This window comes from Pseudomonas sp. PvP009 (assembly GCF_017832995.1).
Lineage (GTDB): Bacteria > Pseudomonadota > Gammaproteobacteria > Pseudomonadales > Pseudomonadaceae > Aquipseudomonas > Aquipseudomonas syringae.
On sequence record NZ_JAFIBG010000001.1, the window covers coordinates 4,445,280 to 4,459,543 of the forward strand.

12 protein-coding genes are annotated in these 14,264 nt (G+C 59.7%); 8 read left to right on the plus strand and 4 right to left on the minus strand.

Annotation, left to right across the window (positions count from 1 at the left end; all coding sequences use genetic code 11):
- Positions 1-115 precede the first annotated feature (115 nt).
- The 4 genes from JOE29_RS19135 to edd form a co-directional block, all read right to left on the minus strand.
- A complete protein-coding gene (locus JOE29_RS19135) occupies positions 116-1,522 on the minus strand; it encodes an ATP-binding protein (RefSeq protein WP_044312035.1) in 1,407 nt (468 codons plus the stop codon).
- 61 nt (positions 1,523-1,583) lie between these two features.
- On the minus strand, positions 1,584-2,321 hold the full coding sequence (locus tag JOE29_RS19140; RefSeq protein WP_003341820.1) for a response regulator transcription factor: 738 nt from the start codon (positions 2,319-2,321) through the stop codon (positions 1,584-1,586).
- Between the two features lie 50 nt (positions 2,322-2,371).
- Entirely contained in the window at positions 2,372-3,337 is a 966-nt protein-coding gene (locus JOE29_RS19145; RefSeq protein WP_210079771.1) for a glucokinase, read from the minus strand.
- Positions 3,334-5,160: a phosphogluconate dehydratase gene (edd, locus tag JOE29_RS19150; RefSeq protein WP_003415262.1), complete on the minus strand. Its 1,827-nt coding sequence runs from the start codon at positions 5,158-5,160 to the stop codon at positions 3,334-3,336. The genes JOE29_RS19145 and edd overlap by 4 nt, the downstream gene beginning before the upstream one ends.
- Positions 5,161-5,379: 219 nt before the next feature.
- Between edd and gap the strand changes: the two genes are divergently transcribed.
- From gap to gcvH, 8 genes are all read left to right on the plus strand, one after another.
- Positions 5,380-6,381, plus strand: a complete 1,002-nt coding sequence (gene gap / locus JOE29_RS19155) for a type I glyceraldehyde-3-phosphate dehydrogenase (protein WP_003408944.1) — start codon at positions 5,380-5,382, stop codon at positions 6,379-6,381.
- A gap of 101 nt (positions 6,382-6,482) precedes the next feature.
- Positions 6,483-6,941 (plus strand): YbaN family protein, encoded by a 459-nt coding sequence (locus tag JOE29_RS19160; RefSeq protein ID WP_003314041.1) that lies wholly within the window; start codon positions 6,483-6,485, stop codon positions 6,939-6,941.
- A 98-nt stretch (positions 6,942-7,039) separates the two neighbouring features.
- Entirely contained in the window at positions 7,040-7,396 is a 357-nt protein-coding gene (locus JOE29_RS19165) for a DUF5064 family protein (RefSeq protein WP_003341799.1), read from the plus strand.
- Between the two features lie 244 nt (positions 7,397-7,640).
- On the plus strand, positions 7,641-9,149 hold the full coding sequence (locus JOE29_RS19170; RefSeq protein ID WP_004402903.1) for a sigma-54-dependent transcriptional regulator: 1,509 nt from the start codon (positions 7,641-7,643) through the stop codon (positions 9,147-9,149).
- Between the two features lie 170 nt (positions 9,150-9,319).
- On the plus strand, positions 9,320-11,050 hold the full coding sequence (locus JOE29_RS19175) for a PAS domain-containing sensor histidine kinase (RefSeq protein ID WP_024649678.1): 1,731 nt from the start codon (positions 9,320-9,322) through the stop codon (positions 11,048-11,050).
- Positions 11,035-11,424: a response regulator gene (locus JOE29_RS19180; protein WP_003341793.1), complete on the plus strand. Its 390-nt coding sequence runs from the start codon at positions 11,035-11,037 to the stop codon at positions 11,422-11,424. Before JOE29_RS19175 ends, JOE29_RS19180 begins: the two co-directional genes overlap by 16 nt.
- Before the next feature lie 9 nt (positions 11,425-11,433).
- Positions 11,434-13,551, plus strand: a complete 2,118-nt coding sequence (locus JOE29_RS19185) for an EAL domain-containing protein (protein WP_137984200.1) — start codon at positions 11,434-11,436, stop codon at positions 13,549-13,551.
- A gap of 326 nt (positions 13,552-13,877) precedes the next feature.
- Positions 13,878-14,261, plus strand: coding sequence for a glycine cleavage system protein GcvH (gene gcvH, locus JOE29_RS19190; RefSeq protein ID WP_003316893.1), 384 nt, complete (start codon positions 13,878-13,880; stop codon positions 14,259-14,261).
- Positions 14,262-14,264: the final 3 nt, after the last annotated feature.

Below are 14,264 nucleotides of genomic sequence, written 5' to 3' on the forward strand. Positions count from 1 at the left end.
GGGAGTCTAACCAAGCCTGACGCGGCAACAGTAACGAAGGGACGCGCGATTGTCACAGGATGGTGACAATTGAAATCCCCGTGCAATTTCTAGCCAAAAGTCACTGCCCAGCGCGTCATTCCGCCGTTCTCGGCAAGTACAAGGTTACCCGCAGCCCCCCGTCACGCAGGTTCTGCAGGCTGACTTCGCCGCCATGACTGTGGGCAATGTTGCGAGCGATGCCCAGGCCGAGACCATAGCCCTGCTGTTGATTGCCTGCCAGGCGGAAATGCGGTTCGAACACGTGCTCGAGACGCTGCTCGGGAACGCCAGGGCCTTCGTCATCGACATGCAGCACAAACGCATGAGCATCGTCCTCGACCTTCAGGTGCGCGCGGTAGCCATATTTGAGTGCGTTATCGATCAGGTTGCCGATGCAGCGCTTGAGCGCCAGCGGTTTGCCTGAATAGGCAGCGTGCGCCTCCCCCTGCTGCGTAACCCGCCCATTGCCATCAGCAAGCAGCCAAGGTTCAACCAGACATTCCAGCAGCGCGTTGAGGTCTACCGGCTCGATGTTTTCATGAATATCAGTGTCCTTGACGCACTGCAGCGCGCCTTTGACCAGCAGCTCCAGTTCATCCAGATCACGACTGAATTTGCGTTGCAGTTGCTCATCCTCGAGCAGCTCGACCCGCAAGCGCAAACGGGTGATGGGCGTACGTAAATCATGGGAAATGGCACTGAACAACTGCCCCCGCTCGGTCAGGTAGCGACTGATCCGCGTGCGCATGGCATTGAACGCCCGGCTGACCTCGATGACTTCGCTGCCGCCGCCCTCGACCACAGGCTCGACGTCCGCGCCCAGCGACATGTCCCGTGCGGCCCGCGCCAGACGCTTGAGCGGCCTGCTCTGCCAGTGCACCAGCAACCCGATGAACAACAGCAGAAATGCGCTGGTCAGGACAATGAACGAGACCTGTTGAAGAGGCAGCTCCTGCTCCTCCAGCGAGGTGTAGGGCTCGGGCAGCAGCGAGGCGATGTAGAACCACTCGCCAGGCGCCATTTCGATTTGCGTGACCAGCACCGGCGGGTTCACCGGCTCGAGTGTCAGCGCGTAATGCGCCCACGAACGCGGCAGCTCATCGAGTTTGAGGCCGCTGTTGAAAATCCTCAGCTCCTCGGGCCGCGCGAACCATACGGTGATGTCCGGCCCACTACCCAGACGCTGGCGCAGCACCTCGCCCACCACGTCCAGCACCGCCTGCTTGCGAGGGGTGGGCTGCATGATCTGCATGTCCAGCGGGTGATCGTTGAGTGACACCACGAACCGTGTGCCGCCCATACTGCGCAACTGGTCGAGCACCATGGGCCGGTAGGCCAGCGGCAATGAGCGAAAGTAGCTGACACTGGCCGCCATCGAGTACGCCAGGCTGCGCGCACTGGTCACCAGGCCTTCCATCTGCGTGGCACGCAGCTGTGACAGCCAGATCACGCTGGACAGTGCCTGAGCCAGCGAAACCGCCAGCAAGGTCAGCAGCAACATGCGCCCCAGCAACGAGCGCGGCAGCGGCAGGCCGGTTCTCTTCGCGACTGCCCCTGTCGGTTTAATAGCCGTTGCCCGCTTGCGAGTTGACGTTTGCGGCCAGCAGGTAACCACTGCCGCGAATGGTACGGATCAGACGCGGTGACTTGCCGGTGTCGCGCAGACGCTGGCGCAGGCGGCTGACCGCCATGTCGACGATTCGCTCCAGCGGCATCAGCTCACGCCCACGCGTGGCGTTGCCAATGGTGTCACGGTCGAGTATCTGCTGCGGGTTGTCGAGAAACAGTTTAAGCAGTGCGAAGTCGGCGCCGGACAGAATCACCTCCTCGCCGTCACTGTGAAACAGCCGGTGGCTGACCATGTCCAGTCGCCACTCATCAAACAGGATCACGTCGCCACCCGGACGCTCCTGACCGAACTGGGCACGCCGCAACAGCGCCTTGATGCGGGCCTGAAGCTCACGCGGGCTGAATGGCTTGCCGAGGTAATCATCGGCCCCCAGCTCCAGACCGATGACCCGGTCGGCCTCGTCCGAACTGGCGGTCAACATGATGATCGGCACATGCGGCTGACGCGGATGCTGGCGGATCCAGCGACACAGGCTGAAACCGTCTTCATCGGGCAGCATGACGTCAAGGATCAGCAGATCGCTCGGTTCGTCATTGAACGCCCGACGAAAATCCGCGCCATCGCCCACCGTACGCACCTGAAAACCGGCGCGGCTCAGGTAGGTGTCCAGCAACTCGCGAATTTCCTGATCGTCGTCCACCAACAGGATCGATTTACTGACTGGGCTCAAGTTGAAGCGTCCTTGTCTGGCTGTAAATTTTTGTTGTTATGCCATATCACTCAGATCTGCGCACCAAACGCCTGTTGCAGGGCCACGCCCGAACCCATGAGGCCCGGGTATTCGGCCGTGACCAGCCACACCGGCAGGCCTTTGAAATAGTCGCTCATGACGCCCTTCTCGGCCATGGCGCGCTTGAAGCCGCTGTTGATGAAGAACTCAGTGAATCGCGGAACTACGCCACCAACGATATAAACCCCGCCGAGACTGCCCAGGGCCAGCACATGGTTGCCGACCACTCTGCCGAGAAACACGCAGAACTGTTCAAGCACCGCCGCAGCTACCGGGTCACCCGAGAGCGCAGCCGTGGTGATCGCCGCAGGTGATTTGAGCACCGGTTCGATGTCGTCCAGCGCGCAGCTGACCTGATACAGCAACAGCAAGCCCGCACCGCTGAGCACGACTTCGGCGCTGACATGCTCGTGCTCGGCCATCAGCCGTGTCCACAGCAGCGCCTCACGTGCGGTGCCGATGGGCAGATCGGCATGACCGCCCTCACCCGGCAACGCCATCCAGCGATTGCCTTCGAGTTTGATCAGTGTACCGACGCCCAGCCCGGTCCCCGGCCCCACCACTACGCGCGGCCGATCAGGCTTGCCGACGCCGTGGCAGACCGTCAGGTATTCATCGTCCTTGAGCCGGGTCATGCCCAGCGCCATGGCGGTGAAGTCGTTGATCAGCAGCAGTTCATCGACCTGCAGGTCGGCGCAGAACGCCTTGCGGCTCAACTGCCAGTGGCTATTGGTGAACTGGAAAAAATCGCCATCGACCGGCCCGGCCACCGCCAGGCACACATGGCCGATATCACCGCGCTGCAGCTCCAGGTCCTGCAGATAGACTTCAATGGCCTTCTCCGGGCCGGCGTAGTCAATGGTCGGGAACACCCGGACAGAATGCAGCGTGTCGTCTTCCCAAATGGCAAAACGTGCATTGGTACCGCCTATATCACCGACCAGGGCCAACTTCACTTAAGCGTCTCCAGACTAGAGGTAAAGGCGCTGGCGCCTTGCTCTGCGGAGCTGAAGGCCATGCGCATGAATCCAAAAAGCTCGCGACCGCAGCCGACACTGTTGTCGATCTGGTTGATGGCCGGTTCTCTGGCGGCCAATTCTGACGCTTCGACCAGAACTTGTAACGTGCCTTTTACACCATCCACGCGAATCACATCGCCATCACGCACAAGAGCCAATGGGCCACCGTCAAACGCCTCCGGACAGACATGAATCGCCGCCGGGATCTTGCCCGACGCGCCCGACATGCGTCCATCGGTGACCAGCGCGACCTTGAACCCGCGGTCCTGAAGGACACCCAGAAACGGCGTCATCTTATGCAACTCGGGCATGCCGTTGCAGCGCGGCCCCTGGAAACGCATCACGGCGACGAAATCGCACTCCAGCTCGCCCGCCTTGAAGGCATCGGCCAGCTCTTTCTGATCCTGGAACACCTTGGCCGGCGCTTCGACGATCTGATGCTCCGGAGCCACGGCGGACACTTTCATCACGCCACGGCCCAGGTTGCCTTCCATGACCCGCAGACCACCTTCCGGCGAGAACGGACGGGCAACCGGGCGCAGGATATTTTCATCGAGGCTTTCGAGCGGTCCTTCACGCCAGACCAGTTTGCCGTCTTCCAGGAACGGCTCCTTGGTGTAACGGCTGAGGCCGTAACCGGCCACGGTGTTGACGTTTTCGTGCAGCAGACCCGCAGCCAACAGCTCGCGAATCAGGAACGACATGCCGCCTGCCGCCTGGAAGTGGTTGATATCGGCCTTGCCGTTGGGATAGACGTGACTCAGGGTCGGCACCACTTCCGACAGGTCGGCCATGTCCTGCCAGGTCAGTTGAATGCCCGCAGCCTGGGCAATGGCCGGCATGTGCAGCGTGTGGTTGGTCGAGCCACCTGTCGCATGCAGCGCAACGATGGAATTGACCAGCGAGCGCTCGTCGACGATCTCGCCGATCGGCATGAAGCTGCCACTCTGCATGGTCAGACGCGTCACCTGGCGAGCCGCTTCGACGGTCAGTGCGTCACGCAAGGGTGTGTAGGGATTGACGAATGATGCACCCGGAAGGTGCATACCCATCACCTCCATCACCAACTGGTTGGTGTTGGCGGTGCCGTAGAACGTGCAGGTTCCCGGACCGTGATACGACTTCATTTCCGAGTCGAGCAACTCTTCACGGGTGGCCTTGCCTTCCGCATACCGCTGCCGTACGTCGGCTTTTTCCTTGTTGGAGATGCCTGAAACCATCGGTCCGCCTGGCACGAAAATGGTCGGCAGATGACCGAATCGCAACGCGCCCATCATCAGGCCGGGCACGATCTTGTCGCAGATGCCCAGCATCATCGCGGCGTCGAACATGTTGTGCGACAGGGCAACCGCGGTAGACATGGCAATCACTTCACGGCTGGCAATGGCCAGCTCCATGCCCGGCTCGCCCTGGGTCACGCCATCGCACATGGCCGGCACACCGCCGGCAAACTGACCGACCGAACCAATGTCACGTAAAGCCTGTTTGATCTGGTTTGGGAAGTGTTCGTAGGGCTGATGCGCCGAGAGCATCTCGTTGTAGGAAGAGACGATGGCCACGTTGGCGGCGTTCATCAGACGCAGGCTTTGCTTGTCTTCCGGGCCGCAGGCAGCGACGCCGTGGGCAAAGTTGGCGCATTGGAGCTTGCCGCGCATCGGGCCATCGCTCGCTGCGCCGCGAATCAATTGAAGGTAGCGCTGACGGGTATCGCGACTGCGGGCGATGAGACGCTCGGTTACTTCAAGGACGCGGGGATGCATGTGATGAACTCCAGGCTAACGTCTAAGGTCACCCGTAAAGACGGCTCCGGTTTTCGAGCAGTGACTGTCAGGGAGCAAAACCCTGATCTCGATCAACTGGGAGTGACTTTCAGGCTTGTAGTTGTAGATAAAACAAAATATTGCCACTAAAAAGGCTTGTTTTCTATTTCTATGAGAATAATCTTGTAATTCCAACAACAAATTCAGAAGGACGGCTGTATGACTCTTCGTATCGCAATCAACGGTTTTGGCCGAATCGGCCGCAACGTCCTACGCGCACTGTATACCCAAGGCTACCGTCAGGACCTGCAGGTCGTCGCCATCAACGATCTTGGCGACAGCGAAATGAACGCACACCTGCTGCGCTTCGACACCGTACACGGCCCTTTCAGCGGCACGGTCGAGTGTGACAAGGACAGCCTGACCGTCAATGGTGACCGTATTTCGGTCAGTGCCATCCGCAATCCGGCCGAGCTGCCGTGGAAAGCGCAGGACATCGACGTGGTGTTCGAATGCACCGGTCTGTTCACCAGCCGCGACAAGGCTGCTGCGCACCTCACCGCCGGCGCCCGCAAGGTGATTATCTCCGCGCCAGCCAGCGGTGCCGATGCCACCATCGTCTATGGTGTCAACCACGACACGCTGCGCCAATCGCACCAGATCATCTCCAGCGCCTCGTGCACCACCAACTGCCTGGCCCCGGTCGCTCAAGTGCTGCATCGCGAATTGGGTATCGAAAACGGCCTGATGACCACCATTCATGCCTACACCAACGACCAAAACCTGATCGATGTCTATCACACCGATCCGTACCGCGCCCGCTCGGCCACGCAGTCGATGATCCCGAGCAAGACCGGCGCTGCAGAAGCCGTAGGTCTGGTGCTGCCGGAGCTGGCAGGCAAACTGACCGGCATGGCTGTGCGTGTACCGGTCATCAACGTTTCGCTGGTCGACCTGACCGTGACCCTGAAGCGCGAAACCACCGTCGATGAAGTCAACGCGCTGATGAAAGAAGCCAGTCAGCACTCCAAAGTGCTCGGTTACAACACGCTGCCGCTGGTCTCCCACGACTTCAACCACAACCCGCTGTCGTCGATCTTCGACGCCAACCACACCAAGGTCAGCGGCAAGCTGCTCAAGGTACTGTCGTGGTACGACAACGAATGGGCGTTCTCCAATCGCATGCTCGACAACTGCCTGGCACTGCATAACGCGCAGTAATGGCGAAACTGCGCTGGAGCATGTGGCGCGAGAGATGTCGCTCGCGAACATGCTCAGCGCATGGCAGATCGATGCACTGCGGTGGGTAAAACTGTGCAGGCATGAAAAAGCGCCCGGTGCTGTTAAGCTGGCCGGGCTCCCCGAACCTGCCTGTAGAGACCATGACGTACAAACCACCCGGTTCAAGACTTTCACGCCTTTTATACGGCATCCTCGCCTATACCGCGTTGGGCATAGGCATCGTTGCGATCTTCGTTCCCGGCCTGCCAACCACCGAGTTCATTCTGCTGGCTGCCTGGGCGGCAACACGCAGTTCGCCGCGGCTGAACGCCTGGCTGGAAAACCACCGGGTGTTCGGGCCGATACTGCACAACTGGCGTAACGGCCGACTGGTCGCGCGCAAGGCCAAGATCAGCGCAACCATCAGCATGCTTGTCTGCGCCGTGGTGATGCTGAGCCTGATCGGTCATGCCTGGTGGCTGTACCTGGCACTCACGGGGATGGCGCTGGGCAATCTATGGATCTGGTCGAGGCCGGAACCGGACAAGATCGACCGTTGAGCGCAGGCATGCGGTGCGCGGCACCCTGCGCAAGGCTGAACCGTAAGGTCGCGGTCAGTGTCTGACTGAGCACACTCACCCCTTGATGGAGTCACTTCATGTACGAGCCAGGCCATCTGCACCTCACCCACGTGGCGCTCCAACCGTCGGATATCAGCTATGACATCCACTTGCGCTACAACGTGGAGGAAGATCCCAAACAAGGCACGTCCATGCACTTCACCATGCAGGGCGAAATCAATGGCAAGTCGTTTGAAGAGCAATTCCAGCTTCCCCGTGACCTTGCCTTCAACTTCGCCCACGACGCGAGTCGCATCGCGATAAGGCACGGCTTGCCCAACTCGGCCGCACTGCCCATCGCCCAGCACAAGGACTACGACCGAATGTTCGCGGACATTCGCGACAAACTCCACGCCAAGTCAGGCGACCCGGTGAAGCCGGAGCATCTGGAGTAAGCCAGCGCTGTCGAGGCCGGAGAAGATCATCGTGCCCACGCGTGGGTATGCCGTTCTGGACGCTCTGCGTCCTCTCCTGAATGTGCGGGGCGTCGTGAATCCATGACGCGGAGCGTCACGAACGGCTTTCCCACGCTGGAGCGTGAGGAACGATAGCCGTGCGCAAGAACACCAGCGGATTTCACCAAACCTGTCGCCACAAGGCATACTTGCCGCCTTCTCATTCGCGAACCGTCAACGCCTCATGCGCATCCATGTCAGCTTCATCGACCGCGTCGGTATCACCCAGGAAGTGCTGGCGATTCTGGGTGGACGCAATCTGAATCTGGATGCGGTGGAGATGGTGCCGCCCAACGTGTACATCGATGCGCCAACGCTCAGCCATCAGATGCTCGAAGAGCTCAAGGACGCGCTGTTTCGGGTCCGAGGCGTGGAAGCGATCACTGTGGTCGATATCCTTCCGGGGCAGCGTCGCCACCTGCAGCTGGACGCGTTGCTCGCCGCCATGACCGACCCGGTACTGGCACTCGACAGCGCCGGGCATGTGCTGCTGGCCAACCCGGCACTCATCGCGCTGATTGGCCGGGAGCCGGCGGGCGAGTCCATCGGTGAGCTGTTCAGCGACCCTAGCCTGCACGTCGCGTTGCTGGAAAACGGCTTTCGCCTGCCGCTGCGCGAGATCACCCTGAACGGTGAAGCGCTGCTGCTGGATGCCACGCCCATCACCGAAGCCGGCGCGCTGATTACCCTGTACCTGCCCAGCCGAATCGGCGAACGCCTGTCGGCATTGCACCATGATCACGCCGAAGGTTTCGACGCCCTGCTCGGCGAATCAGCCGCTATCCGCACCCTAAAGGCGCGAGCGCAACGGGTGGCGGCGCTGGACGCCCCGCTGCTGATTCAGGGCGAGACCGGCACTGGCAAAGAGTTGGTCGCCCGGGCCTGTCATGCCAGCAGCGCTCGCCACGGCGAACCCTTCCTGGCTCTGAACTGCGCAGCGCTGCCGGAAAACCTCGCCGAAAGCGAACTGTTCGGCTATGCCCCGGGGGCCTTTACCGGAGCGCAACGCGGCGGCAAACCGGGGCTGATGGAACTGGCCAACCAGGGCAGCGTATTTCTCGATGAAATCGGCGAAATGTCACCCTATCTGCAGGCCAAACTGCTGCGTTTCCTAAACGATGGCAGCTTCCGGCGCGTCGGGGGCGATCGCGAAGTGCGGGTCAATGTGCGTATTCTCAGCGCCACCCACCGCGATCTGGAAAAAATGGTCAGCGAAGGCACCTTCCGTGAGGACCTGTTCTACCGCCTTAATGTCCTCAATCTGGAGGTTCCGCCGTTGCGCGAGCGCGGTCAGGACATTCTGTTGCTGGCCAGATACTTCATGGAGCAGGCCTGCGCACAGATTCAGCGCCCGGTTTGCAGGCTGGCACCCGGCACCTACCCTGCGCTGCTCGGCAACCGCTGGCCAGGCAATGTGCGGCAATTGCAAAACGTGATTTTTCGCGCGGCCGCCATCTGCGAACACACTCAAGTGGATATAGGTGACCTGGATATCGCCGGCACTGCCGTGGCTCGTCAGAACGACAGCTCGATAGACAGCCTCGAAAATGCCGTCGAAGCCTTTGAGCGGAATCTGCTGGAAAAGCTTTACGCGGACTACCCTTCCACTCGCCAACTGGCCAATCGCCTGCATACTTCGCACACCGCCATCGCTCATCGCCTTCGAAAATATGGAATTCCCGACAAGCGTTAGTCGCTTAATGTCGTGTCTCGAAAATATATTCCGAAAAGTTTCATTTAATAACTAATCTGCCGATAACGATCTGGTATCGTCCATAAACCTCTTATCATCCATTTGAATGGATGTCCGTAGTGTTATTACGGCCGTAATGGCAAAAAGGTCAGGTAGTACCGGGAAGTCATATGCCAACCTCGCCAGTGGACCGCCCGCTCGTCGACGCTCAGTCTCGCGCTGAAAAAATCGTCGAAACTCGCCGTCAGAAAATCCTCCTCAAGACCGGCGCACTGCAGGATGCAATTTTCAACAGCGCTTACTTCTCAAGCATCGCAACCGACGAACACGGCGTTATCCAGATATTCAATGTCGGCGCCGAACGCATGCTCGGTTATCACTCCGAGGACGTGGTCGACAAAATCACACCTGCGGACATCTCCGACCCCGCCGAGCTCATCATCCGCGCAGCAGCCCTCAGCCATGAACTCAACACGCCCATCACGCCGGGCTTCGAGGCGCTGGTGTTCAAGGCTTCGCGCGGCATTGAAGACATCTACGAACTGACCTACATCCGCAAGGATGGCAGCCGACTGTCGGCCATGGTCTCGGTCACGTCACTGCGCGACAGCGCCGAAACCATCATCGGTTATCTGCTGATCGGCACCGACAACACTGCACGCAAGCAGGAGGAAGAGGCTCAGGCCTTGCTCGATCAGCGCTTGCGGGACCAACAGTTCTATACCCGCTCGCTGATCGAGTCGAACATCGATGCGCTGATGATGACTGATCCGCAAGGCATCATTTCCGACGTCAACAAGCAGATGATGGCGCTGACCGGACGCACCCGCGACGAGTTGATCGGTGCGCCCTGCAAGAACTTCTTCACCGACCCGGCGAGCGCCGATGCCGCGATCAAGCGCGTGCTCAGCGAGCACAAGGTCAGTGATTACGAACTCACCGTGCGCGCCTATGACGGCACCGAAACCGTGGTGTCCTACAACGCTGCGACCTTTCATGACCGGGACCGCAAGCTCAAGGGTGTCTTCGCCGCAGCCCGCGACGTGACCGAGCGCAAGCGTTTCGAGCGGACGCTGGAAGAAAAGAATATCGAGCTGGAACACGCCAGCCACATGAAGTCCGAGTTTCTTGCCACCATGTCCCACGAGCTGCGTACGCCGCTCAATGCCGTGATCGGTTTTTCCGAGGCACTCAGGGACGGCATGGTCGGCGACATGACCGATGCCCAGCGACGCTACATCGGCGATATCTTCAACAGCGGCCAGCACCTGCTGTCGCTGATCAACGACATTCTTGACCTGTCCAAGGTCGAGGCCGGCATGATGACGCTGGAGCTCGAGTCGGTCGATCTGGACGAACTGCTGAGCAACAGCCTGCTGATCGTGCGCGAGCAAGCCGCCTTGCAACATATTCAGCTGAAGCTGGAAACAGAGGCCGAATTTGGTGAGCTTGAGCTTGATCGGCGCAAGACCAAGCAAATCGTCTACAACCTGCTGGCCAACGCCGTGAAATTCAGCGAGCCCGGTGGCTGGGTGACGCTGGCGGTGCGTCTGGTACCGGCTTCACAAGCAGGTCTTATCGACGGTGACTGGCCGACCTACGGGTTTGCGCTTCCATCCGGTGACTGTGAGCAGTTTCTGGAACTGAGTGTCAGCGATACCGGAATCGGCATCGCCCAGAGCGACATGAACAAGCTGTTCAAGGCGTTCAGCCAGATCGACAGTGGCCTGGCACGCAAATTCGAGGGCACCGGACTGGGTCTGGCGATGGTCAAGCAGCTTACCGAACTGCACGGCGGCTGCGTCGCAGTCGCCAGCGTGAAGGACCTCGGCGCACGCTTCGTGGTCTGGCTGCCCATCCGCTCACCTGAATCAGCGGAGGCACGATGGCCCAAATCCTGATCATTGAAGACAATGCGGCGAACATGCGTCTGGCAGAGCTGTTGCTGACCAGCGCCGGGCACGCTGTGCTGTCGGCCGTCGATGCCGAAAGCGGCCTGAAACTGGCTCGCGAGCGCCAGCCCGACCTGATCCTGATGGATATCCATCTGCCGGAAATGGACGGCCTGACCGCCACATCGCTGTTGAAGAAAGACGCCAGCACAGCTGCGATCCCGGTGATCGCACTGACTGCGATGGCCATGAAGGAAGACAAAGAGAAGATCCGCCTGGCAGGCTGCAACGCTTATGTCATCAAGCCGTTGCGCTACAAGGAGTTGTACCGGGTCATCGACACACTGCTGGAAAAAAATCTGCCTCAACAGCCCATTACCTGAGCATTCGATATGACCCAGAGCGCCGCGACCATCCTGATTATCGATGACGACGTCCATGTCCGGGACCTGCTGGAGGTGCTCTTGCAGAACCAGGGTTATCGGACACTGACCGCGGAATCAGGCGAGCTGGCGCTGGCCATGATCAAACGACAGGCACCCGACCTGATCCTGCTGGACATCATGATGCCGGGCATGGACGGCTATGAAGTCGCCAGCCAGCTCAAGGCCGAAAAGAACACCGCCAATATACCGATCATCATGCTCTCGGCCCTCGACGACCAAAGCTCGCGTCTTTCAGGACTGGAAGCGGGCGCCGAGGAATACCTCAACAAGCCTGTGGACAGTGCCGAACTGTGGCTGCGCGTGCGTAATATGCTGCGCCTCAAGGCGTTCGGCGACTACCTGAAGAACCACAGCCTGATCCTCGAAGATCAATTGCAGCAGCGCACCATCGATCTCGAGCGTTTCCGCACGGTGATGGACGCTTCCGAAGACGCGATCTTCCTGATCAACCGCAATACCATGAGCCTCATCGAATTCAACCGCCGGGCCTGCCAGTTGCTGGGCTACACCGCCGAAGAGCTGTCACACAAGACGCCTGCCGAACTGGGCGAAACGTCCATGGAAAAGCTTGAGGTCGTGTACGACCGGATCATTGCCGGCAAAGGCCCCAGCGAGCCCCTGGAAACCCAGATTCGCGACAAGAGCGGCCGCGATGTCGAGGTGGAAATCCATCGTCAGGCTTACCGGACCGGCGAAGACTGGGTCATCGTCGGTATCGTGCGCGACATCACCCGGCGCAAGGAAAGCGACCAACGCCTGCTGACCATGGCCCACTACGACACGCTGACCGGCCTGCCCAATCGGGACCTGTTTTTTATCAGCCTGCAAATGGGCATGACCCAGGCGGCCATCAGTCGCTGGAAGCTGGCGGCATTGACGATCAATCTCGACGATTTCAAGAATATCAACGAAACCTGGGGGCATGTGCTGGGCGATGAGGTGCTGCTGGAAGTCAGCCGCCGACTGTCCAACTGCCTGAATGCCAGCGATACCCTTGGCCGCGTGGACGGCGATCAGTTCGCCATGATTCTGATGCTGCGTGACGGACAGGCGGGTACCCGGCAGACGCTAGAGCGCATCCGCAACGCATTGCGAGTGCCTTTCCACATAGAAGGCCAGAGCCTGGTCATGACCGCCAGCATCGGCATTGCCCTCTACCCGGAGGACGGCGAAGACTCGCGCGAACTGATCAGGCACGCCTACACCGCCATGAACAGCGCGCGAAAGATCGGGCCGGACAACTACCGGTTCTATACGCCGCAGATGAACGCCGACGTTTCCGCCCGCCTGGACCTTGAGGCCGCGCTGCGCGAAGCAGTGCGCAACCAGGCCTTCGAAATCGTCTACCAACCCAAGCTGGACCTGAACAATGACCGCATATGCGGGCTTGAGGCGCTGTTGCGCTGGCCACGCCCTGGCCATCCAGGCGTTTCGCCCGCCGTATTTGTCCCGGTGCTGGAAAGCCTCGGCCTGATCGGTGAAGTCGGCAACTGGGTCGTCGACAGTGTCTGCGCCCAGATCGCGCGCTGGCAACGCTCCGGGTTAGGCTCGTTTCAGGTCGCGGTCAACATTTCAGGGCAACAGATTTCCAACAGCAGCCTGGTCGCCGACATCCGCCAGGCACTCGAAAAACACAATGTTGCGCCGCACTGGCTTGAGGTCGAGCTGACAGAAAGTTCGTTGATGGAAAACACCGCGCACACCATCGCCACTCTCGGGGCGCTGCGGGCCAGTCGCGTGAGTATTTCCATCGACGATTTCGGCACCGGTTATTCAAGCCTGGCGTACCTGCGCCGCTTCCCTATCGACAAGCTTAAAATCGACATCGCATTTATTCGCGAAGTGACCAGCAACCCACAGGACGCGGCCATCGCCAGAGCCATCATCGAACTGGCTCACAGCCTCGACCTGCTGGTGATCGCCGAGGGCGTGGAAACCCCCGAGCAACTGGCGTTCCTGCGCGAAAACCATTGCGATCAAATCCAGGGCTATCTGATCAGCAAGCCGCTGCCGCTTGACGAGCTCGAAACGTTTTTACGCTCACCGGAAAGCCGCGTCGGCTAACTGCCGACGCGCTACCGCTGTGTTTAGCGGCGATAGCCAGTGCCCGCCAGATGCAATCACTCCGATCTGAACGTAACGAAAACGCTCCACCGTAACGATTTCGCTCCAAAACACCTCACTCCCTACGTATCAAGGCCCTGATCAGTCAGGTATTTTCGAATACCCGAAGACTGTAGCGATTTCGCTACAGCCAGAATCGACAGGCACATCTAGAAAACACACAACCCTTTGATTTAATTATAAAAATAAAACATGGCCGCTAAATTGCTAAGTCATAACTCATATTGCTCGCGTGCTGCGCGAGCCCTGTTCTCCGAGGAGTTTGTATGAGCGATTTGCGATTCACCGTTGACCACGAATGGCTGCGTGCCGAAACCGACGGCAGCGTTACGGTCGGCATTACGCCCTACGCGCAGGAATCGCTGGGCGATGTGGTCTTCGTGCAGCTCCCGGAATTACAGGCCTACACTCAACACGCTGAAGTGTCGGTGGTGGAATCGGTGAAAGCTGCCAGCAGCATCAACATGCCGCTGGACGGTGAAGTCGTCGAGGTCAATTCCGCCCTCGACGCCACGCCCGAGCTGGTCAATGAAGATGCCCTCGGTGCGGGCTGGTTCTTTCGCTTCATTCCACAAGACGCCAACGCCATTCACGGCCTGCTGGATCAGGACGCCTACGACCGCCTGATCAAAGCCAACGCCGAAGCCTGAGGA